Here is a 21,812-nt window from a genome sequence, read left to right as displayed (position 1 = left end):
GAAGAGCCTGAGACGGCGGCCCAGCGCTGCTCCGCCCTATGCAACACGCCGAACTCGCAGGATGCCGAGCCTCGCTCGGGCGGCCTCACCCCGCCTCGTCCAAGGGCGCGTACACGATGTCGTGGGGGCCGAGGTGGGCGGCGAACCAGTCGGCGTTGCGCAGGTCGTTCTCTTCGGCGCGGCGGAGCGCGTCGGCGGGGGAAAGGCCGTGGTCGCGCCAGCGTTGGACGAGGCGCTCCGACAGGACCGCGCGCGGCACGTCGATGACGATCCGCAGCGTCCAGAGCGGCGCAAGCGCCGACCAAGGCGGCACATCGGCCAGAAGGTAGTTGCCTTCGACCAGCGCCACCCGCGTCGCCCCCGTGATTTCGACGGCACCGGCGATCGCCTGGTCGCCCGCGCGATCGAAAGCCGGCAGGACGACCTCCGCCTCGCGCGTCAGGCGCGTGACGGCGTGGACGACGCCGAGCGCGTCGAACGTCTCGGGTGCGCCCTTGCGCGCCAGAAGACCGCGCGGTGCGATGAGACGGTTGTCGAGATGGAAGCCGTCCATCGGCACGACAGCCGCGTTCGGGCCGAGGGCCAGGGCAAGCTCTGCGGAGAGGACTGACTTGCCGGCCCCAGGCGGTCCGGCGATCGCAACGACGCTGCGCGTCTCCTCCGCCATCGCACAGTCGCGGACCCTCGCCGCCAGGGCGCGCAACGTGGTGATCCGGTCGCTCATCGAGGCCTCCGTTCCCCTGCCGCGTCGCGCCTCGAACCGCTGCGCCGAAGGGGCATCTCACCGTCCCGCTGGCTGCAACTTTGACACCGACGCGCCACGCTGCTCCGAGCCTCAGCGAGCGTCTATGAAACAGAAAAGCTTCGCGCCAAGAGTGAACAGGGTCCGACGTCCACCGACCTTATCGTGGTTGATCGATCGGCTGAAGCCGGTTGGGCATTTGACGCGCGGGCGGGCGCGCTCGAGCTGCACCAGGCGGGCCGGTGGTCGGACCTCAGCGCTGGGCCGGGCGTAAATTTTTGCACCAAAGGAACGGGGGGCTCGTCGAGTGGATTGGCAAGTCGCCGGGCAGCGTGCTGCCGTAAACCCGTCCCCATCGCTCTTGCGCAAAGATCTGCCTTATGGACATCGACATCGTGCAACATGGAAGCGACGACCCTGTGAAATCGGCTCCCGTCGCCATCCCGGAGGCGGCGCCGAAGTCGGCCTCGACGCTGCGCGAGGGACGGCCGGCGCCGCTCGGCGCCACCTGGGACGGGCTTGGCGTCAACTTCGCGATCTTCTCCGCACATGCCACCAAGGTGGAGCTCTGCCTGTTCGACGACAGCGGCGAGCAGGAGCTCGAGCGGATCACGCTGCCTGAGTACACGGACGAGGTCTGGCACGGCTATCTGCCCGAGGCCCGTCCCGGCACGGTCTACGGTTACCGGGTTCACGGACCGTACGACCCGGCGAACGGGCACCGCTTCAACCCCCACAAGCTTCTCCTCGATCCCTACGCCAAGCAGCTCGTCGGCACGCTGGAGTGGAACCCTGCGCTGTTCGGCTACGTGATGGAGTCCGGCGACGATACGACCTTCGACGAGCGCGACAGCGCCCCCTTCATGGTGAAAGGTCGCGTCATCGACCCGGCCTTCACCTGGGGCGGCGATCGGCGTCCGCAGACGCCATGGGACAGCACGATCTTCTATGAGATGCACGTGAAGGGGTTCACGAAGCGCCATCCGGGCGTGCGCGAGCCGTTGCGCGGCACCTATGCCGGGCTCGCCTCGCCCGAGCCGCTCGCCTATGCCCGCTCGCTCGGCGTGACGGCACTCGAGCTTTTGCCGATCCATAGCTTCGTCGACGACAGCTACCTCACCGAGAAGGGTCTGACGAACTACTGGGGCTACAACACGCTCGCCTTCTTCGCGCCGGAGCGGCGCTATGCGGCGAACCCGGACTTCGCCTTCGCCGAATTCAAGGAGATGGTCGCCCGCTGTCACGCCGAGGACCTCGAGGTCATCCTCGACGTCGTCTACAATCACACGCCCGAGGGCAACGAGATGGGGCCGACGCTCTCCTTCAAGGGGATCGACAACGCGTCCTACTACCGCCTCGCCGAAGACAAGCGCTACTACATCAACGACACCGGCACCGGAAACACGGTCAACCTCTCGGACGGCAGGGTGCTGCAGCTCGTGATGGACTCGCTGCGCTACTGGGCGCTGGAGATGCACGTCGACGGGTTTCGCTTCGACCTCGCCACCATCCTCGCGCGCGAGCCGCACGGGTTCCACGAGGACGGCCGTTTCCTTGACGCGATCCGCCAGGATCCGGTCCTCGCCGGCGTCAAGCTGATCGCGGAGCCGTGGGATTGCGGTCCTGGCGGCTATCAGGTGGGCCGCTTCGCCCCGGGTTGGGCGGAGTGGAACGACCGATTCCGCGACACCATGCGCGCCTTCTGGCAGGGCGAGACCGGCAAGATCCCCGACGTTGCCGCACGGATCACCGGTTCGGCGGATCTGTTCGACCGGCGCGGGCGCAAGCCGTGGGCCTCCGTGAACTTCCTCACCGCGCACGACGGCTTCACCCTTGCGGACGTGTTCTCCTACGACGAGAAGCACAACGAGGCGAACGGCGAGGACAATCGCGACGGCCACTCGCACAACCTGTCGCACAATTACGGCGTCGAGGGTCCCACTGACGACGAGGCGATCAAGACCGTGCGCCGGCGCCAGATGCGCAATATGCTGGCGACCCTCTTCCTCGCGCGCGGCACGCCGATGCTTCTGGCCGGCGACGAATTCGCGCGCACGCAGGGGGGGAACAACAATGCCTACTGCCAGGACAATGAGATCTCCTGGCTGGACTGGGATGGGATCGACGCGCAGGCACTCGACCTCGCCCGCTTCACGCAGCGCCTGATCGCCCTGCGCCAGGCCTTGCCGCTGCTCCACCGTGGCCGCTTCCTTTCAGGAACCGAGGACGAGGAGCGTGGCGTCAAGGACGTCGCCTGGCTGACCCCCACAGGCGAGGAGATGACCGAGGATCACTGGGCGGACGGGCATGCGCGGTGCTTCGGCGTGCTGCTCGATGGGCGCGCCCGCGAGACGGGCGTCAGGGTGGGCAGCGACGCGACGTTGCTCCTGGTGCTGAACGCGCACGATGACGTCGTGGAGGTGACACTGCCGCCGGCTGCGGGCGGCGGCGAGTGGGTGAGCCTCGTCGACACCAACCGCGAGGGGCCGGCCGACATGGCGCGCTTTCCCATCGGCCACGTCTACCAGGCGACAGGACGGTCGCTGCTGCTGTTCATGCTGCGACCCGCAGGAGGCGCCCGCTCCGGCGGCACCGCCGATCGCTCGTTCGAGCATGTCGCCGATGTGCTGCATCGCGTCGACGACCTCGCCGTGCGGGTCTCGGCATAAGACTTGAGCGAGGTGGCCCCGCATATACGCATAAGCTGGAACAAACTGTGCGGTTGGGGCCGCCAAGCCGACCGGGTCGACCATTTTTCGCGCGACCCGGGGCACGTACGCACCGCGCCAAGAGCGGCCGATGGAGAAGGCCGTTTCAGCGCCTTCTTCGTTGGCCCGCCCGAGGGGAAGCGCGATCCGCTCCGTGAGGCCGTCCAAACGGCGAATTGCGCGGGGGCGCGCGACGGCGAGCGCACTGTCCCAAGCACGCCATCGGCGATTTGGGGTTCTGCCTGAGACTCCAGCTTCATACCACGCCCCGACGATGATATTGGAATGGCCGGCGAAAGCAGCGGTGCCAAGTTCTGTGCGGCGGATCGACTTGATCACCCGATCGCGCAGAGCAAATAGCTGGCGTCCGCCTCGTCTCGTGATCCACGAGCGCCTTGTAAACGTGTGACGATGATCAGAATCACCCCCACAATCGCGATCGACGAGAGCGAGATCGACGAGAGTTTCATTCGCGCCTCCGGCCCCGGCGGCCAGCACGTGAACAAGACGTCGTCCGCGGTCCAGCTCCGTTTCGATGCCCGCCGGTCGCCATCGCTGCCAAACGACGTTGCCGTGCGCCTCATGCGGCTGGCGGGCAGCCGCCTGACGCGGGACGGCGTGATCGTCATCACCGCCCAATCCCACCGCAGTCAGCAGAGAAATCGTGAAGACGCCCTCGGGCGGCTGGTCGACCTCATCCGAGAAGCGGCGACACCAATAGCCGTCCGTCGCGCCACCAAGCCGTCGCTCGCGTCAAAGCAGCGCCGCCTGGAGGCGAAAGGGAAGCGATCGGCGGTCAAAAATCTGAGGCAGAACAAGCCTGGCCCGGAATAGACACGTTGCTGTCGAACCCGGCGACCGTGGTCCCCGGGTGCTGACCCGGATCGACCCCGACCATGAGTTCAGACCCTCGTTCCCCGCGCCGCTGGTGCCCGACGATGCCGGGCACCGCGCCGGGATGAATTGACAGCGAGACATCGCTGCCCGCCTGCCGGCCGGGGAAGGCCTCGCGGATATCTTCATCCCGGTGGCAACGCGCGTGCGGTGTCGGCGCCGCCTACCAGCTCTGGCCGCGGCCGTGGATCGGCCAGATGTCGACCAGCGTGTCACCGCGCACGCAGTGATAGAAATCGTAGAGGTTGACCGTCGGGTCGCAGTGCGGGGTCACGCAATTGACGATATCGCCGACGCGCACGCCGTTGGACAACTCCGCATAGACCAGGCATCCGTGCTCGTCGCCTAGAAACTCGTACTTGGTCCCGGCCGGTGCGCCGTCGTGAATGAGGGGCCGCGGTCCGTCCATTGCGAATGCCTTGAAGCCGCCGTCGGTTGTCGCGCGCTCTGCCACGTTGGCGCTGATCACCGTTGTCTGCACGAACAGCGAGGTCTTGAAGGGACCGGATGTCCCGTCCTTGCGGTTCACCGCATTGTATTCGACGTCCATGAAGACATAGGAACCGACCTGCATGTCGGTGAACACGCGGGCCTCGGGGTCGATATCGAACGTGCCCGTGCCGCCGCCTGTCACGATCTGCAACGGGCCAGCAACCTCCGTCATGGCATCCCGCGCCTTCGCGATCCGGTCCATGACCTTCATCGCCTCGGCGTGGCGTGTCTCGAAATCCTCGATGTGCTGGATGGCGCCGGCATAACACTGCAGACCCATCAGCTCGAGTTCCGGCTTGGTCTTGATGATCCGCGCGAGCGCAGCCGCCGCCTCGATCGTTGGTGCGCCGGTCCTGTTCTTGCCGACGCCAAGATCGACAACGACACGCATCGGCTTGCCGCCGGTGCCAACAGCGGCGCACAGGAGATCGACCGTCAGCTCGCAGTCGACGGCGAGGATCAGCTCTTCCATTTGCCCGTTGAGCTCGATGACGCGCTCGATCTTGCTGGGCACAACGATCGGCGAGGTCAGCAGAATGTTCTGCACGCCTTCGGTGGCCATCGCGACGGCTTCACCGAGCTTGGCGCAACAGATGCCGACGGCGCCGGCCTCGATCTGCCTTTTTGCGATGTCTGCGGATTTGTGAGTCTTGGCGTGCGGTCGGAATCCTTCCGGCAACTTGGCGAAGTGGTCCGCCATCGCCGCGATATTGTGCTCCAGCGCGTCGAGATCGAGCACCAGCGATGGGGTGAGCATGCGATTGCGCGAACCCGTCTGACCGATCAGGTGTTCATTGGGTCCAAGGTTGCCGTTCATTGCCGATCTCCAGAAGGGGTAATGCTGAATAGTTGAGGTTTTCACCGCGCGTGCTGCGGCGAACGACGATTGCGCTCGTGCAGGGTGAGCCGCCCACGCAGCGGATGGCGCGGGTCTCCAGAATTGCATGAGTAGGGGAGGGGGAGGGATGCCGCTCGTCGGTGCGAACGGCATCGCTGTTCAATATTCTTGCCCGGTCAGTTCACACCATAGGTCGAAGGGTCGAGCTTGCCGTAGATTTCGGTCCGGGCAAGTTCCGACATCGCCTCGATGTCGGAGCGGTCGACGCCTTCGAGAAGGCCGGCCCACTTGTCGACGAGCGCCTTGTAGTCGGCGAGAATCTGCTCTGCGTTGTCCACGCCGCGGCCCTTGGCCTCGGCGATGACGGCGGCTTCGTCGGCTGCGGCGAAATCCGCCAGTGCACTCTTCAGCGCATCATCGGGCTCGACCGTGGTGAGCTTGCCGGCCTGCACTGCATCCGCGATCGCGCCATCGGCGTCGGACACGTTGTCCATCGATCCTTTGACCACGTAGTAAGCCATCTGGTCGAAGAGGGCGGAACGCTCGTCGGCGGTCAGTCCCGCCCAGAATGCGGGATTGTAGCCCCACAGGAAGCCGGCATAGTAGTTGCCGACCGACAGCGTGTTGAGCGACTTGGTCACGTCGGCAAGGCTGAACGTGACGAGCGAATCTCCAGGCGTGACCGCGCAGTCGAGAGAACCCGTGTCCAGGCCGATATACATTTCGCTCGAAGGGACCGAGACCGGCACGGCGCCAACATGCTCGGCGAAACGGGTCCAGGCGCCGCCGGCCATCCGCATGCGCTTGCCCTTCACGTCAGCCAGAGTTTCGACCTTGGACGAGCAGATCAGATTGTACGCCGCAGTCGAGTAGCCGCCGCCGAACACGATCCCGTTCTTCTTCCACTCTGCGAGCGCGGCCGCGTTGGTGAGGCCGAATTCGGTCGAGGCAAGCGCGATCACCGCAGCGTCGGACTTGTAGAACGGGATGTTGCCGATGAGATTGTTCACCGGCAGCTCCGCGGGCGTATAGGTGCCGGCATGATAGGAAACCTGGGCCACACCGTCGGCGACGCCCTGCATCGACGCGTTGGGCGGCAACAGTGAGCCGCCAGTGAATACTTTCAAGGTGACCGAGCCGTCCGTCGCCTCAGCCACCTTCTTGGCGAATTCGTTGTATGGTCCGCGCGCCAGCGAGTGGCTATCGGCAAAGAAGATGTTGGCGTTGTAGTTCGCTGCGAGCGCCGGCACCGAAATCGACGCCGCCAGCAGCGCTACCGCACCTGTCAAAGTCCTCACTCTCTGCATAGCTAAGCCCTTGTTTTGTGGGTTTCCATTAGCCAGCCATCAAAGATGGCAGGTAGAGACTGATCACGGGGAACGCGATCAGAAGAGCGAGCGTCACCAGGTCCATGGCGACGAACCAGGTTGCACCCGAGATGATTTCGCCGAGCCGGACCCTTCCCGACAGCGCGCTGTGCAGGACGTAGAGATTGAGTCCGACGGGCGGTGTGACGAGGCCGATCTCGAGAAGCTTGATCGTGATGATGCCGAACCAGATCATGTTCACGTCGGCGGCATCCAGAACCGGCAGGAGTGCCGGCAGCGTCAGAAGCATGAGCCCGATCGAGTCGATGAACATGCCGAGCACCACATAGAGAGCGGCGATCATGATGATGATGACGATCTGATTGTCGGAGACCGCAAGCATCGCGTCCGACATCGCCTGCGGCACGCCGGACAGACCCATGAAACGGGTGAACATGACCGCGCCGATGGTCAGGAAGAAGATGGAGGAGGTCGCGACGACCGTCTGGCGTATCGCCAGCCACAGCGCCTCACGTGTCGCCTCACGGCGGATGATCGCCACCAGCAAGGCGAGTGAGGCGCCGACCGCACCGGCCTCCGTCGGTGTGAACAGGCCTCCGAATATTCCACCCAGAACGCCCAGCACCAGCACCGGGAACGGCCAGACCGACAGCACCAGACGGAACAGTTTGCTTCGGTCGACCATCACATTGGCGGATGGAGCAAGCTCCGGGTTCCTGGCGCACCGGATGGTGATCATCGCCATGTAGATGAGCGCCGACACGACGCCCGGAATGATGCCGGCGATGAACAGCTTGCCGATCGATTGCTCGGTGAAGATGCCGTACAGCACCATGAGTATGGACGGCGGGATCAGCGATCCCAGCGTTCCTGAGGCCGCGACCACACCGGTCGCAAGCGAGGGACGATATCCCGCCTTGAGCATCTCCGGCACGGCGATGCGCGACATCGCGGCGGTGGTTGCGATGCTGGAGCCGGACGCGGCGGCAAACATCGCGCAGGCGCCGACTGCCGACGACGCCAAGCCTCCGGGCACGCGCCGAAGCAGCAAGCGCAGAAGGTCGAACGCGCCGGACGTCATGCCCGTGTTGGCGGCGATAAAACCCATGAAGAGGAACATGGGAATGGCCGTCAGCGACCAGTCGCCGATCAGGTTGAAGGGAAGCGCGCTGACGATGCCGAATGCGGCCGTCAGGTTGAGCATGAACCAGATGCCGACGAACGACACGATCATCAGCGCGACGCCGATGGACATGCGCAGTGCCAGCAGCCCGAACAGGCAGCCGATCCCGATCCAGCCAATGTCGAGCTGGCTCATGCCGTGGCCTCATGAATGGCGCGGGTCATGGGCTTGCCGAGCGCCGCCATCACCGTGCGAAGGCCGGCCGCCACCATCGAAAGGCCGAAGCCAAGCGGCAGCATCACCCGCGCCGGCCACACGATCACCTCGCGGCTGCCCATCACCACTTCACCCACGCGCCACGCGCGGATCGCATCCTGGCCGGTGCGCCAGGTCATGACGCCGAGGATTGCCGTCGTCGCGGCACAGGCGACGACGAGGCAGATGCGCTGGAGCCAGCCCGGGAGCCGATTGTAAACGAGGTCGACGACCACGTGCTCGTCGTCGAGTTCCACCAGCGCCATCGGCAGCATGACGATGGCGATCATGTAGTAGTAGGACGAAATCTCGATCGTCCCTTGTATCGGCGTGTTCCAGACCGCTTTGAGAACGACGTCGATGGTGACGTTCAACATCATCAGAACGACGCCGGCGCCGCCCAGCAGCATCAGAAAATGACAAATGCGGCGTAGTGCCTTTTCCATGGCCCCTCTCAGCTTCCGATGATGCGATCGCCTCGCGTCACGCCTTCACGGTCCGCTTCACCATCTTCGTCTGAAGAAATTCCTCGAGTGCGCCCGGTCCACCTTCACGACCGAGACCACTCGACTTCACCCCGCCAAACGGCGTGTCGGCGCCGGCCAGTGCCAGGTTGTTGATGCCCACCATGCCGACATCGAGCCCCCGCGCCGTGCGCGCCGCCAGCGCCTCGTCGTTGCACAGCACGTAGCCACCGAGCCCGTACTCGACGCCGTTGGCCATGCCGATCACATCATCGTCGTCACCGAAGGACACGATCGGCGCGATCGGAGCGAACGGTTCCTCGATCATGATCCGGCTATCGAGGGGGACGTTGGAAAGGACTGTCGGCTCGAAGAAGAAGCCCTTGTTGCGGTCGGCAGGCTGGCTGCCGCCGCATTGCAGCGTCGCCCCGCGATCGAGCGCGTCTTTGACAAGCGCCGCCGCTGCGTCGACCCGCGAGCGGTTGACGAGCGGCCCCATCGTCGTTGACGCGTCCGTCCCCGCGCCGAGTTTCAGGCCTTTCGCGAAGGCCACCATCTCCCCGGCAAAATCGTCAGCGATCGATTCGTGGACGAAGAAGCGGCTTGGCGAGACGCACGCCTGACCCGCGTTGCGGAACTTGACCGCCCCCGCAAGGGCCGCCGCTTCCTTTGGCGAGAAGTCCCGCTGGATGATCACCGGTGCATGGCCGCCCAGTTCAAGCGTCATCCGCTTGAGCGATGCAGCCGCCATCGGCGCGAGCAGCCTTCCGACTCTGGTCGAGCCGGTGAACGACAGCGCGCTGACCAGCGGCGACGCCAGCCAGCGCTCGGAGACCTCGGCCGGCTCGCCGAAAACGAGATTGACCGCGCCTGCCGGCAAACCGGAATCCTTGAGCGCCTGGAGGATCAGCATCGCGATGCCCGGCGCCTCCTCGGATGCCTTCAGCACGACCGTGCATCCGGCGGCCAGCGCGTAGGCGACTTTGGCCGCGATCTGAAGTGCGGGAAAATTCCACGGCGTGAACGCGGCGACCACGCCGACCGGCTGATGTTCGATCACGGTCACGGTGCCGGCGGGACGCGCGGGCACGATCTGACCGACGAGCCGCGTCGCCTCCTCGGCCGCCCACTCGAAGTGGTCGGCGGCCATGCCGAGCTCGCGTTCGGCTTCCACGGTCGGCTTGCCCTGCTCCATGCTGAACAGACGGGCATGATGGGGCGCCCGGTCGCGCAACGACCGCGCCGTCGCCTTCAGGATCGCAGCGCGTTCCCAGGCATGGCTGTGTCGCCACGTATCGAATGCGGATGAAGCCGACCGGACGGCGGCGTCGAGGTCCTCGGGACGCGCCAACGGTATCTCGCCAATCGCGTCCTCGGTCGCGGGATCAATCACCGGCAGTCGACGTGCAGCGCCCGGAAAGTCCCACTGTCCGTCAATGAAGAAACCGCAGGCCTCATAGAGCTCGGCGTTTGTTCTGGCCGCGTTATTCATCGGTGGCTTTCCTCATCCGCGCTCTGTCGGCGATCTTCTCGGCGATCATCATGGTGGTCAGGTTGGTGTTTGCACTGACGATGGTTGGCATCACCGAGGCATCGACGACCCTCAGGCCATCGACGCCGATGACGCGGCAGTCGCTGTCGACGACGGCTTCAGGATCGTTCGGTGCGCCGATGCGGCACGTGCCGCAGGCATGCCAGCCGTGCGTCACGCTCTTCATCGTCCATTCGGTCAGGCGGTCGCGGTTCTCGAGCAGCGAAGACAGATCGCCGTCGGGCGCAATCACGCTTCGGGTTATCAGGCGACGCGCCGACCTGCTGCCGTCCATCAGGATGGCGCCGGCCGCCGCAAGGACCCGGTTGGCGAGATTGATCTGCCCCAGGCGCCGCTCCCGGTCGGAGTAGGAGGCGGCGAACGGCTCGGGAGCGATCGCCCGCAGCTGCGCGGAATTGTAGAGTCTGACAATGAAGTGAAGGGCGTCGGTCAGTCGGATCAGATCTCGCTGATCGCTCAGCAGATTGAGATCGATCTCGGGCGCGCCATCCGGCTTGTTGAGATTGAGAAGAACGCGGCCGCGCGAGTAAGACTTGTTGACCCAGGCGATCAGCGCCCCGAATTGCTTACCGATGCTGTGCCACGCGACCCGGTTCGCGCACAGAAGGTACATGTCACCGTGGGTGCATCCCTCTGCACCTGAACTGTAGCGGGCGCCCAGAAGGAGGTGCCGGCGCATCTGGCGCGGCAGCCGCGCCTCTCGCGACATGAAGGCGGCGATCCCGATCGTCGGGTGGTCCTGGAGGTTCCGTCCCACCCCCGGCAGTGGAACGGCCGTCTGCAGGCCGGCGGCCGCGAGATGACGCGGATCGCCGATGCCTGAGCGCATGAGCATCACCGGCGAGTGCATCGCGCCGCAGCAGATGAAGACCTCGTCGGCCGAATAGACGGCCGGCTTGCCGTCGGTCAGCGCGACCACGCCCTTCGCCTTGCGGTCTTCGATTTCAATCCGCTCGACCTGCGTGTCGGACAGTATGGTGAGGTTCCGCCTCGCGCGGACCTTGGCCGTCAGGTTTGCCGCTGCCGAAGACACCCGCCGGTCGTCGCGATTGTTGATGGGCATCGGATAGACGCCCTCGCACGATCCGTCATTGTGGTCCTCGCGATAGGGAAGCCCCGCGGCTTCGAGCGCCTGGCAGGCGGCTTCCGAGAAGCCCGGCCATTGCGAGCGCGGAATCCGGCGCACGGGCAGATTGCCCTGCGCACCGTGGAGCGGGCCGTCCATGTCGAGATCGGTTTCGAGCTTCCGGAAATAGGGCGCGACATCGTCCCAGCCCCAGCCACTCGCGCCTTCGTCACGCCAGTCGTCGAAGTCCGACGGAAGGCCGCGGATGGCCATCATGCCGTTGATGCTGGAACTGCCGCCCATGATGCGGCCCTGTTCATAGGCCTTGAAGCCGGAGTCCTGATTGGACGGCCACCCCGCCCCGTTGCGAACCCTGAGGCCGGGCCAGTGATGCTCCCGGTTGTAGTAGGCCCGGTGCGGGTAGCTATCGAGAACATCATCGGGAACAGCGCCGGGCGGCGTATCGCGTCCCGCCTCGATGAGAAGCACCCGCCTGCTCGAATCTTCCGACAACCGGCTGGCGAGCACACAACCGGCTGAGCCGGCCCCGACAACGATCGCATCAAATCTCCCCGCCACGTCCAGCGGATCGGAGGTTGTGCGGGGGGCGACGGGGCGGCTGGACATGCCTGCTCGGATCCAATACCTGTTCACCTAGTGAACATATGTTCATTGAATGAACACTAGGGTTGGCCGCGGATGATTGTCAACAGGCAAGGTTTCATGCCCGATTCAGGTTTGTGGGAGCGTATTGCGGCTCGTTCCTACGGACGCCGGCCTCATGCGTTGCTGATTGCACCGGCCAGCGCTAGTTTCCGCCGCGCGCACGGGAGGAGAGATGAATCGGGGCATTGACGAGCCGAAGGGATGGGTCCGGGCATTCGAGCGCGGACTTCAAGTTCTCGAGGCTTTCGACGGCGGCCAGAGCGGTCTGACGCTTTCGGAGGCCGCGAAGCGGACCGGGCTGTCGCGCGCCACGGTTCGGCGATTGCTCTCGACCTTGACCGGAATGGGCTACGTCAAGACTGACGGCCACTGGTATGAGCTTCAGCCCCGAATTCTGACGCTGAGCCACGCGTTCCTGTCATCGGTCGCGATGACGGATCTTCTGATGCCGTTCATGGAACAGGTCATCGAGGACACCGTCCACATTTCGTCCTCGGCGTCGGTGCTGGACGATACCAACGTGATTTTCGTGTGCGGCGTCCCCGCCAAGGGTTTCGTTCGCACATCCATGACGGTCGGCCTCACTTTCCCGGCCCCGCTCGCCGCGACGGGCCGGGCGATGCTGTCGCAACTGCCGATCGCCGAGATGGATGACGTTCTCGAACGCACCACGCTAAGGGCGCTTACGCCGCGGACGGTCATGGACAAGACGCAGCTTCGAGAGATCATCCTCGAAGCCCGCGAGAAGGGTTATGCGACCAACGATGGCGGTCTGGATCTGACGATCAAGTCGGTCGCCGTCCCCGTTTTCAACCGGGAGAAGCGCTGCGTCGCATCGATCAGCATCAGCTGCCACAACATGGACCGTGATCTGGACGACTTGGTCGCCGAATTTCTACCGAGGCTGAAATCAGCGACCGAACAGCTCTCCATGAGCTATCCGAAGGCCCCGCTCCGCGGGTCGAGGTCCGCACCAGTGGCCTAGTCATACGGTCTTCCCGTCGAGGTCCGGCTTGGGCCAAATGCGCAACGACGGGCCGCATTTCGCATGACCGAAGACGAAGACTGCGCGGAGACGTTCAGGCATCAGTTCCGAGCCCTTCGTCACACCCATGCGAGAGGATCCTGGGGCCAACTCTTCTCCGCCGCATTCGAGCGTTTTGTCGACCGAGCGAACGATGAGACGTGGCGCGCCAGCTGAGCCGAGAAGCCTCCGAAGCGAAAGACGACTTTCGATCGAATCCTCGCCTGTGCGCAGTGAGCGCATTCGCCAGGCAGGCGACGAGCCCGCCGGCTCCGTCGAGACAACCCTCAATGCCCCGAGTGCCGCTACGGGGCAGGCCACCCACGCTCGCGAAACCCTTGAGCCCGCGCGCCGCGTGCGGCCTTACCCGAGGGCGTCGGCCACTGCCTTGCCGCAGGAGACGGTGTCCGCCTGGCCGCCAAGGTCGCGGGTGCGCAGTGACGGCTCGGCGAGGACCCGTTCGATCGCTGCGACCACGTCGGCGGCGGCTGCTGGGTGGCCGAGGTGGTCGAGCATCATTGCCCCCGCCCAGATCTGGCCGATCGGGTTGGCGACGCCTCGCCCGGCGATGTCGGGGGCCGAGCCGTGCACCGGCTCGAAGAGCGAGGGGAACACGCGCTCCGGGTTGATGTTCGCCGACGGCGCGATGCCGATGGTGCCGGTGCAGGCCGGCCCGAGGTCGGACAGGATGTCACCGAAGAGGTTCGACGCCACCACCACGTCGAAGCGGTCGGGGTTGAGGACGAAATGCGCGGCGAGGATGTCGATGTGGTACTTGTCGACGCTGACCCCCGGATAGTCCTGCGCCATCGCCGCGACGCGCTCGTCCCAGTAGGGCATCGTGATGGAGATGCCGTTGGACTTTGTCGCCGAGGTCAGCCGTGCGCGCGGACGCTTCGCCGCCAGCTCGAAGGCGTATTTCAGGACGCGGTCCACGCCGGTCCGGCTCATCACCGTCTCCTGCATGACGATCTCGCGCGGGGTTCCCTCGAACATCTTTCCGCCGATCGAGGAATATTCGCCCTCGGTGTTCTCACGCACGATCCACATGTCGATGTCGCCGGGCCCGCGACCGGCGAGCGGGCTGGGCACGCCCGGCATCAGCCGCGCGGGGCGCAGGCTGACATACTGGTCAAACTGGCGGCGGAACTGGATCAGCGAGCCCCAGAGCGACACGTGGTCGGGCACGGTCGCCGGCCAGCCGACGGCCCCGAAGAACAGGGCGTCGTGCCCGCCGACCTGGTCCTTCCAGTCGTCGGGCATCATCTGGCCGTGCTTCTCGTAGTAGTCGCAGGCGGCGAAGTCGAACTCGTCGAAGCGCACGTCGATGGCGTGGCGCTTCGCGACGGCCTCCAGCACCCGCAGCCCTTCCGGGACGACTTCCTTGCCGATCCCGTCGCCCGGAATGACCGCGATATTGAGGTGATTGCTCGACATCATGGCGCTCAGGCGTTGCGGCCGCGGATGGCGTCGATCACGGCGTCGGTGACCATGCGCGTCGTTGCCTTGCCACCGAGATCGGGCGTGTGCAGGGCGGGATCGGCGGTGACCGTCTCGACCGCCACCATCAGCCGGTCGGAGGCGGGTTTCTCGCCGAGATGTTCCAGCATCATCGCCGCGGTCCAGAACGTCGCCACGGGGTTGGCGACGCCCTTGCCGGTGATGTCGAAGGCGGAGCCGTGGATCGGCTCGAACATGGAGGGCGTCTCGCGCTCCGGGTTGAGGTTCGCCGTGGGCGCGACGCCGATGGAGCCGGACAGCGCGGCGGCGAGGTCCGAAAGGATGTCGGCGTGGAGGTTGGTGGCGACGATGGTGTCGAGCGAGGCCGGGTTCATCGTCATGCGCACGGTCATCGCGTCGACGAGCATCTTGTCCCAGCCGACGTCTGGAAACTCCTTGGCGACCTCGGCGGCGATCTGGTCCCACAGCACCATCCCGTGGCGCTGGGCGTTCGACTTGGTGACGACGGTCAGGAACTTGCGCGGCCGCGATTGGGCGAGGCGGAAGGCGAAGCGCATGATGCGCTCGATCCCGGCGCGCGTGAAGATCGAGACGTCGGTCGCGATCTCGAGGGGCAGGCCCGGATGCGAGCGTCCGCCCTGGCCGGCATACTCGCCCTCGGAATTCTCGCGCACGATCACCCAGTCGAGTTCGCCGCCATTCACATGGCGCAGCGGCGACTGGATGCCCGGCAGGACGCGGGTGGGCCGGACGTTGGCGTACTGGTCGAGCGGCTGGCAGATCGCGAGCCGCAGGCCCCACAGGGTCAGGTGGTCCGGCACGTCCGGCGCGCCGACGGCGCCGAAGAGGATCGCGTCGAAGGCGCGGAGCTGGTCGGCGCCGTCCTCCGGCATGAACGACCCGGTGCGCTTGTAGCGGGCGGTGGACCAGTCGAAATTCTCGACCGCGAAGTCGAAGCCGCCATCCTTTTCCGCCAGCGCGTGGAGGACTTCGAGGCAGGCGTCGACGACCTCCACACCGATTCCGTCACCGCCGATGGCCGCGATCTTGTGCGTACGTTTGCTCATTGACTGGTCCGTTTCAGAAGAGGAGCCCGGCGGGCATGCGGAGCAACAGGACGTTCGCCATCAGCCACCAGAAGCCCGTGCAGATGATTGCGCCGGCGGCGATCCACATGAGCCATGTGCGCAGCGGCGGTCGGTCGTAGTCGGCGATCGCGGTGATCACGATGAAGGCGGCGAAGCTGGTCACGAGGAAGCCGATCTCGGGCAGCACGAACACCCAGACGAGCAGGACCGCGCCCAGGAGGAGGCGACGACGGGCGCCGCCATCCAGCACGAGAGGCGCGCGGCCTGCGGGACCGGCCGGGCGGCGCAGGTTCTGGATGATCAGCAGCACCGAGAAGAGGACGAGCACCAGCGCGATCGTGCGCGGGAAGACCATCCCGAGGTTCGACAGGCCCGACGCGCCCATCCAGATCGCCACGCCCAGCACCACGAACGCCGCCGCGAAGCCTATTCCGGCGACGTCGCGGGTCTTGATCTCGGGGGCGATCGCCGCGCCGGCATCGTCCTGGTCGGCGGCCGCGGCCTCGAGCTGCTTGCGCCGCCGCGCCTTCCAGTCGGCCCAGATCGGGAAGGCCAGCGTGATCAGCGCGGCGAGGATGATCCCGATGCTGATCGGCCGCCCGAAGAACATCTCGGGGATCCGGCCCGATGCGTTGCCGATGAGCCAGGTCTGGACGAAACCCTGCTCCGCGATGGACCCAAGCACGAGGCCGAGGACGATGGGCGAGGGCTGGAAGCCGTAGCGGTTCAGGATCCAGGCGAGGATGCCGAGACCGACCATCAGCTGCGCGTCATCGACGTTCGAGTGGATCGCGAAGGAGCCGATGATGGTCAGCAGCGCGACGGTCGGCGCGAGCACCGCCTTCGGCACGCTCGCAATCGATGCAAACGCGTAGCGTCCGATCAGGAGGCCGACCGGCAGCATCAGCAGCGTGGCGATCAGGAGGCCCCAGATGAAGGTGTAGACGACCGGCGCGTCCGTGGTGAACAGCGTCGGGCCGATCTTGATGCCCTGCACGAGCAGGGCGCCGAGGATGATCGCGTCGGGCGGCGTGCCGGGAATGCCCAGCACCAGCGTGGGGATGAAGCCGCCGCCCACGGTCGCGTTGTTGGCGGCTTCGGTGGCGATCACGCCGTCCGGGTTGCCCTTGCCGAACGTCTCGGGCTCGCGCGAGGACCGGCGCGCCTCCGAATACGACACGAGGCCCGCGATGGAGCCGCCGGCACCCGGCAGAATGCCGACCACCGTGCCGATGACCGACGAGCGCAACAGGTTGAACTTGCTCCGCATCGACAGCGCGAGGCCCTCCGCCGTCCGGAGCCCGCCCTGCGCCGAGGGTTTCAGGTGCGGATCGGCGGTGGCGACGAGATCGAGGATAACGGGGATGCAGTAGAGCCCGATGATCGCCGAGGTGAGGTCGATGCCGCCCAGGAAGCGCTGCATGCCGAGCGTGTAGCGGACGTCGCCACCCACGACCGCGACGCCGATCATCGACAGGAAGAGGCCGATGCAGGCGCCGATCAGCCCCTTGACGGTGTTTCCGACCGACAGCGCCGCGATCAGCGTGAGCCCGAACATCGCGAGCCAGAAATACTCGGTCGGGCCGAAGGCGAGGGCGACTCGCGCGAGCGGCGGCGCCAGCAGGAGCAGCGCGACCGCGCCGACCACGCCCCCGACGACAGACGCGATCGTGGCGATCGACACGGCGAGCCCACCGTCGCCGCGCTTGGCCATCGGGAAGCCGTCGAAGGTGGTGGCGATCGACGACGGCGTGCCGGGCGTGTTGACGAGGATCGCCGCGAAGGCGCCGCCATAGATCGCGCCCGTGTAGATCGCGCCGAGGGCGATGAGGCCGGCGGCGGGATCCATGGTGAAGGTGAAGGGGACAAGCACGGCCACCGCCATGGTCGCCGAGAGGCCGGGCAGCGCACCGATCACCGTCCCCAGCACCACGCCACCGAGGGCGAGTGCCAGGTTGAGCGGTGTCAGCGCATCCAGGAGATAGCCGAGGATGTCCATGACGGGTGCGTCGTTACTGGATGATACCCAGTGCCTTGGCGCCGGCGGTGTACTCTTCGACGCGCTCGGCGACGAAGGCGTCCATGTCCTTGTAGCCGATGTCGGTCAGCACGAAGCCGCCGCTCTCCATCTTCTCGACGAAGCCCGGCTGCGCGTTGATCTGCGAGACGATGTCCGAGATCCGCTGGCGCAGCTCTTCGGGAGTCGAGGACGGGACCGCGACCCCGCGATAGGCGCCGCCGACGATGTCGTAGCCGAGCTCGCGGAAAGTCGGCACGTCGGGGAAGACCGGCAGGCGCTCCTCGGAGGCGACGGCGAGCATGCGCAGCGCGTCACCCTGGCTGACGCCGGAGGTCGCGTAGTTGAAGCCGGCCATCGTCGAGCCGCCGAGCACGGCGGTGATCGACGGCCCTGTGCCCGAGAAGGGGACGTAGGTGGTCGTCACCCCGGCCTCTTCGTTGAAGCGGATGGCCGCGAGATTGTTCGACGAGTTGGAGCCCGACCCGGCAAAGGTGACGAGGCCCGGATTCGCCTTGGCGTGCTCCACCAGCTGCTCAAGGGTGGTGAACGGGCTGTCGGCCCGCACGAAGATCGCGTCGGGCGTGTAGTGGAAATAGTGGACCGGCGTCAGGTCCTCGGTGGTGTAGCCGACCGATCCGGCCAGCGGCTGGAGGACGGTGTGGGGCAGGTTGATGCCCATGATGGTGTAGCCGTCGCCGGGCAGCGAGTTCAGCTGCGACCAGGCCTGTGCGCCGCCGGCGCCCGGCTGGTACTGGATGACGACCTGCTGGCCGGTGACGGCCTCCCATTCGGACTGCTGGAAGCGGGCGGAGATATCCGACTCGCCGCCCGCGTTGAACGGGATGATGTAGGTCATCGGCTTGGTCGGGAAGTCGGCGGCAGATTGAGCCGCGAGCGGGGTTGCGGCGAGCAGCCCGGCAAAGAGCGTGGCGAATGCAGTCTTCATTGGTTTCCTCCTCATGACGTGACGCGGTGGGCCGCGATTTCTTGGTTGAGGGAAGTCTCGGGCGATCCGTGGCCCTTGTCGTTGCTCCCTCGCTCGTCGGACGAAATCCGTCCGGTGGCACAATGGCCGATCCCTGACGGACACAGACTGCAGAGCCTAGACAAATTCATCGATGTCCGTAATTTCATAATCGGAATGTGATTATTGCATTGAGATCAGCAATGAGCGAAAGCGACCTCGGTTTCTTCGTGCTGCTGGCGAGCCGGGGGAGCTTCGCCGAAGCGGCCCGCGACATCGGGGTCACCGCATCCGCCGTCAGCCGGCGCCTCGCGCGGCTGGAGGAGCGGTTGGGGGTCCGGCTGATGAACCGGACGACGCGGCGGGTCAGCCTCACCGGCGAGGGCAGGGCCTATTTCAGCAAGGCCACGAGGCTGTTGGGAGAGATCGAGGAGCTCGAGAACAGCCTGCGATCCGGGCAGGAGATGCCGAGCGGCCTGCTTCGCATCAACGCGACCTTCGGCTTCAGCCGGGAACACATCGCCCCGGCCGTGTCCGCGTTCTGCCGAACCTACCCGGATGTCGAGGTGCAGCTGATCGTATCCGATGCCCCGCTGAACCTCATCGAACAGGGTCTCGACCTGAATATCCGTTTCGGCAACCCGCCGCCCAGCAATCTCATGCAGCGCCTCTTGCAGAGAAACCGCCGGTTCATGTGCGCCTCACCGGACTATATCGAACGGCACGGCGCGCCTCGGCGCCTCGACGACCTGCGCGACCACAACTGCATCGTGCTTCGGCAGGAACACGATATCTACGGCATCTGGCGGTTCGATGAGCGCGACGGTGAGACCCCTTCGGCGCGGATCAAAGGCGGGCTCAGCACGAACGACGGCGAGATGGCGCGGGAGTGGGTGCTGGCCGGCCATGGGATCATGCTGCGATCCGAATGGGACATCGCCCGTCATGTGCGCGAGGGGCGTTTGCGGGTGGTGCTGCCGGACTATTTCCAGACCGCGAACATCGCGGCCATCTATCCCGAGCGTCACCAACTGACCGCAAAGGTCCGCGTCTTTGTCGATCTGCTGGCTAGGCGGATCCGCGAAGCCGATTCCATCGCACCCTTCCAGATCAGTGAGGGTGGCATCGGGGGCTGACGGCACTTGCGGTGCAGACCCATGCCGAATGTGCACCGAGGAGGCGGGGAGGGACGGCCATCAGATCGGCCTTCCCGATGATGTTTCGGAGCTTGCGCGCGAGCTGTGAACCTCACGACACGCTCGGAACCGCCTGAATGGCGCTCTCGTTCGCCCGCAAATGCCGCTATCCGGTGAGGACTGGCTTCAGCTCTTCAATCTGGGTCCCGACGAAGTCGAAGAAGGAACGAACGCGATAGAGCCGTCTGCTGTCCGGATGGCAAAGCAGCCGCCATGCCCGGCTGAGTTCCGGGACGGGAGGCAGAACGCGCGTGAGGTCGGGATCGCCATCGCCGAGTGGTGTCGGGAGGGCGGCGATCCCGACGCCCGACTTCACCGCGGAGACGAGGCCGAGGACGCTGTTGCTGCGGGCGGCGACATTCGCATTGGGCGCCACGTCGCGAAGCCATACCGAGAGTCGGTGCCCCGAAAGGCTGCTGTCGAAGGCGACCACCGCGTGCTGGCCAATTTCAGCGACGGAAGCCGGCGCCCCGCGGCGCTGCACATAATCGCGGCTCGCGTAGACGGCCCACAGCGAGTCCGCGACCTTGCGCCCGACGAGGACGTCCTCGGTATCCCCTGAACGCAACGCCACGTCGGCTTCGCCCTTGGCGAGATCGATATAGCGATCCGCAAGGATGAACTCGACGCTCAGATCGGGATACTTGCCCTGGAACCGGTCGAGAAAGCCCGAACGGACGAGGCGGTCGGCGATGGGTTCGGGGCAGGTCAGCCTCAGAATGTGCGCGTGGGCGACCTCGTTGCTGACGCGCTCGAACGCTTCGACTGCGCTCTGAACCCCTTCGGCCGCGGCAAGAACGGCCTCCCCGGCCGGGGTCAGCCGATAACCGCTCGGCGAACGCTCCACGAGACGAAGCTTCAGCTGTTCTTCCAGGTCGACGAGCCGTCGCTGCACGGTCGACTGGTTCACCTTGAGCGTTCGGGCGGCGGCGAGCGTGCTGCCGTGTCGCGCAACCGCAAGGAAATACTTGAGGTCGTTCCAATTGAACATGAGCAGCACAAGCTGAGCAACGTCTAACACCTCGCTTATGCAGCTTCGCGGCCGGCTTATGCAAGACTGCTCACTGCAAGCGCCGCGGGATTTAGGCGAGCTTCGTCCATGCAGTTGGACCCGGCGGTCGGGGCCATCGGGGCCCCCGCATGGCGCCGCCGTCGGTCGCCAATATCTCGAAAGGTTTTAGATCGATGCGGATTCTTCGTAATTCGGTGATGGCACGCGCCGCGATCCCCCTCATTGCGCTGACGGTGACGGCCGCCTCCGCGCAAGATGCGGCCGTCACCGATCCGAACCTCTACAAGGTCGTCTTCGAAAACGATCGGGTGCGCGTGCTGGAGTATCGCGATCAGCCCGGCGCGAAGACGAGCATGCACGCGCATCCCGCATTCCTGGTCTATGCGCTCAGTTCCTTTGAACGGCGTCTGACACTGCCGGACGGGAAAGTGCTGAACCGCACCTTCTCACCCGGCCAGATCTTGTTCTCCGAGGCGCAGACCCACATGGGCGAGAACGTCGGAACGACGGAGACCCACATCATCATGGTCGAGTTGAAGTAGCGCCGCAGGCGGTCCCGCGGCGTTGCGCGGTGGGGTTCGGGACGCACGGAGGGTCGGGAAGGCTGAAGTCCGGCCCATCTCCCTCCGGCGCGGCGTTGCGCGAGAGCTTTTGAGTGCGGTGGTGCCGGCGAGGCCGGACCGAGGAGTGCGGTCGGCTTCAGGACGTCGCGCCGCGGCAACGGGCTTTCCGATCCGGCAGAGCCGGGCGACACTGAAGCCCACCGTCGCCTCACCTTCAGGCCAACACATGCGCCGCGGACGACGGAGCGGCGTCGAAGCCTCCATCGCGCGCTCCGCGCAGAGAGCGGCGCTGCCATGCAGCCTTGATGCTGCCCGTTTGATCTCGCGCAAAAGGCGCGGCCTGCGATCGGCCCACT

Annotated in this window: 17 protein-coding genes; 5 read left to right on the top strand and 12 right to left on the bottom strand. The window is 65.8% G+C overall.

The features are described from left to right. Positions 1–85 precede the first annotated feature (85 nt). Positions 86–724, bottom strand: a complete 639-nt coding sequence (locus DBV35_RS28150; RefSeq protein ID WP_108663754.1) for a nucleoside/nucleotide kinase family protein — start codon at positions 722–724, stop codon at positions 86–88. Between the two features lie 398 nt (positions 725–1,122). Between DBV35_RS28150 and glgX the strand changes: the two genes are divergently transcribed. Together glgX and arfB are read left to right on the top strand one after the other, a co-directional pair. Next, entirely contained in the window at positions 1,123–3,411 is a 2,289-nt protein-coding gene (glgX, locus tag DBV35_RS28145) for a glycogen debranching protein GlgX (RefSeq protein WP_108663753.1), read from the top strand. Positions 3,412–3,861: 450 nt separating this feature from the next. Next, complete coding sequence (gene arfB / locus DBV35_RS28140; RefSeq protein WP_108663752.1) at positions 3,862–4,284, top strand: alternative ribosome rescue aminoacyl-tRNA hydrolase ArfB; 423 nt, start codon at positions 3,862–3,864, stop codon at positions 4,282–4,284. Between the two features lie 223 nt (positions 4,285–4,507). Here the strand turns inward: arfB and DBV35_RS28135 are convergent, their stop codons facing one another. The 6 genes from DBV35_RS28135 to DBV35_RS28110 form a co-directional block, all read right to left on the bottom strand. Then, the gene (locus tag DBV35_RS28135; RefSeq protein ID WP_108663751.1) at positions 4,508–5,653 is read right to left on the bottom strand and encodes a DSD1 family PLP-dependent enzyme; all 1,146 of its coding nucleotides are present in this window, start codon (positions 5,651–5,653) and stop codon (positions 4,508–4,510) included. Positions 5,654–5,850: 197 nt separating this feature from the next. Further along, a complete protein-coding gene (locus tag DBV35_RS28130) occupies positions 5,851–6,963 on the bottom strand; it encodes a C4-dicarboxylate TRAP transporter substrate-binding protein (RefSeq protein ID WP_157962038.1) in 1,113 nt (370 codons plus the stop codon). A 46-nt stretch (positions 6,964–7,009) separates the two neighbouring features. Next, positions 7,010–8,320, bottom strand: a complete 1,311-nt coding sequence (locus DBV35_RS28125; protein ID WP_108663749.1) for a TRAP transporter large permease — start codon at positions 8,318–8,320, stop codon at positions 7,010–7,012. Then, positions 8,317–8,826 (bottom strand): TRAP transporter small permease, encoded by a 510-nt coding sequence (locus tag DBV35_RS28120; protein ID WP_108663748.1) that lies wholly within the window; start codon positions 8,824–8,826, stop codon positions 8,317–8,319. Before DBV35_RS28120 ends, DBV35_RS28125 begins: the two co-directional genes overlap by 4 nt. Before the next feature lie 37 nt (positions 8,827–8,863). Beyond that, complete coding sequence (locus tag DBV35_RS28115; RefSeq protein WP_108663747.1) at positions 8,864–10,336, bottom strand: NAD-dependent succinate-semialdehyde dehydrogenase; 1,473 nt, start codon at positions 10,334–10,336, stop codon at positions 8,864–8,866. Next, positions 10,329–12,089: a GMC family oxidoreductase gene (locus tag DBV35_RS28110; protein WP_108663746.1), complete on the bottom strand. Its 1,761-nt coding sequence runs from the start codon at positions 12,087–12,089 to the stop codon at positions 10,329–10,331. The genes DBV35_RS28115 and DBV35_RS28110 overlap by 8 nt, the downstream gene beginning before the upstream one ends. 211 nt (positions 12,090–12,300) lie before the next feature. On the opposite strand from DBV35_RS28110, the gene DBV35_RS28105 reads away from it, so the two are divergent. Further along, positions 12,301–13,113 carry an IclR family transcriptional regulator domain-containing protein gene (locus DBV35_RS28105; RefSeq protein WP_108663745.1) on the top strand — a complete coding sequence of 271 codons (813 nt, stop codon included), beginning with the start codon at positions 12,301–12,303 and terminating at the stop codon, positions 13,111–13,113. A 402-nt stretch (positions 13,114–13,515) separates the two neighbouring features. On the opposite strand, the gene DBV35_RS28100 is transcribed toward DBV35_RS28105, so the two are convergent. Genes DBV35_RS28100 through DBV35_RS28085 form a run of 4 tightly spaced genes read right to left on the bottom strand, consistent with a single transcriptional unit; the run spans position 13,516 to position 18,667 of the window. After that, on the bottom strand, positions 13,516–14,589 hold the full coding sequence (locus DBV35_RS28100) for a tartrate dehydrogenase (protein WP_108663865.1): 1,074 nt from the start codon (positions 14,587–14,589) through the stop codon (positions 13,516–13,518). Between the two features lie 8 nt (positions 14,590–14,597). Continuing rightward, a complete protein-coding gene (locus DBV35_RS28095) occupies positions 14,598–15,680 on the bottom strand; it encodes a tartrate dehydrogenase (RefSeq protein WP_108663744.1) in 1,083 nt (360 codons plus the stop codon). Between the two features lie 13 nt (positions 15,681–15,693). Continuing rightward, a complete protein-coding gene (locus tag DBV35_RS28090; RefSeq protein ID WP_108663743.1) occupies positions 15,694–17,700 on the bottom strand; it encodes a tripartite tricarboxylate transporter permease in 2,007 nt (668 codons plus the stop codon). A gap of 13 nt (positions 17,701–17,713) precedes the next feature. Further along, the gene (locus DBV35_RS28085; RefSeq protein WP_108663742.1) at positions 17,714–18,667 is read right to left on the bottom strand and encodes a Bug family tripartite tricarboxylate transporter substrate binding protein; all 954 of its coding nucleotides are present in this window, start codon (positions 18,665–18,667) and stop codon (positions 17,714–17,716) included. Between the two features lie 221 nt (positions 18,668–18,888). Between DBV35_RS28085 and DBV35_RS28080 the strand changes: the two genes are divergently transcribed. Continuing rightward, positions 18,889–19,821: a LysR family transcriptional regulator gene (locus DBV35_RS28080; protein WP_108663741.1), complete on the top strand. Its 933-nt coding sequence runs from the start codon at positions 18,889–18,891 to the stop codon at positions 19,819–19,821. Positions 19,822–19,987: 166 nt separating this feature from the next. On the opposite strand, the gene DBV35_RS28075 is transcribed toward DBV35_RS28080, so the two are convergent. Further along, positions 19,988–20,872, bottom strand: coding sequence for a LysR family transcriptional regulator (locus tag DBV35_RS28075; RefSeq protein WP_245944139.1), 885 nt, complete (start codon positions 20,870–20,872; stop codon positions 19,988–19,990). A gap of 149 nt (positions 20,873–21,021) precedes the next feature. Between DBV35_RS28075 and DBV35_RS28070 the strand changes: the two genes are divergently transcribed. After that, positions 21,022–21,435: a cupin domain-containing protein gene (locus DBV35_RS28070; protein ID WP_205648920.1), complete on the top strand. Its 414-nt coding sequence runs from the start codon at positions 21,022–21,024 to the stop codon at positions 21,433–21,435. Positions 21,436–21,812 lie beyond the last annotated feature (377 nt).

The sequence above is a fragment of the Acuticoccus kandeliae genome (genome assembly GCF_003073115.1).
Note: the sequence above shows the minus strand (reverse complement) of the source record. Positions and strands in the feature narration are given on the sequence as shown.

Coding starts and splice junctions, on each gene's coding strand:
- DBV35_RS28150 (WP_108663754.1), bottom strand. CDS start 724: ATGAGCGACCGGATCACCACGTTGCGCGCCCTGGCGGCGAGGGTCCGC.
- glgX (WP_108663753.1), top strand. CDS start 1,123: ATGGACATCGACATCGTGCAACATGGAAGCGACGACCCTGTGAAATCG.
- arfB (WP_108663752.1), top strand. CDS start 3,862: ATGATCAGAATCACCCCCACAATCGCGATCGACGAGAGCGAGATCGAC.
- DBV35_RS28135 (WP_108663751.1), bottom strand. CDS start 5,653: ATGAACGGCAACCTTGGACCCAATGAACACCTGATCGGTCAGACGGGT.
- DBV35_RS28125 (WP_108663749.1), bottom strand. CDS start 8,320: ATGAGCCAGCTCGACATTGGCTGGATCGGGATCGGCTGCCTGTTCGGG.
- DBV35_RS28120 (WP_108663748.1), bottom strand. CDS start 8,826: ATGGAAAAGGCACTACGCCGCATTTGTCATTTTCTGATGCTGCTGGGC.
- DBV35_RS28115 (WP_108663747.1), bottom strand. CDS start 10,336: ATGAATAACGCGGCCAGAACAAACGCCGAGCTCTATGAGGCCTGCGGT.
- DBV35_RS28110 (WP_108663746.1), bottom strand. CDS start 12,089: ATGTCCAGCCGCCCCGTCGCCCCCCGCACAACCTCCGATCCGCTGGAC.
- DBV35_RS28105 (WP_108663745.1), top strand. CDS start 12,301: ATGAATCGGGGCATTGACGAGCCGAAGGGATGGGTCCGGGCATTCGAG.
- DBV35_RS28100 (WP_108663865.1), bottom strand. CDS start 14,589: ATGTCGAGCAATCACCTCAATATCGCGGTCATTCCGGGCGACGGGATC.
- DBV35_RS28095 (WP_108663744.1), bottom strand. CDS start 15,680: ATGAGCAAACGTACGCACAAGATCGCGGCCATCGGCGGTGACGGAATC.
- DBV35_RS28090 (WP_108663743.1), bottom strand. CDS start 17,700: ATGGACATCCTCGGCTATCTCCTGGATGCGCTGACACCGCTCAACCTG.
- DBV35_RS28085 (WP_108663742.1), bottom strand. CDS start 18,667: ATGAAGACTGCATTCGCCACGCTCTTTGCCGGGCTGCTCGCCGCAACC.
- DBV35_RS28080 (WP_108663741.1), top strand. CDS start 18,889: ATGAGCGAAAGCGACCTCGGTTTCTTCGTGCTGCTGGCGAGCCGGGGG.
- DBV35_RS28075 (WP_245944139.1), bottom strand. CDS start 20,872: ATGTTCAATTGGAACGACCTCAAGTATTTCCTTGCGGTTGCGCGACAC.
- DBV35_RS28070 (WP_205648920.1), top strand. CDS start 21,022: ATGGCGCCGCCGTCGGTCGCCAATATCTCGAAAGGTTTTAGATCGATG.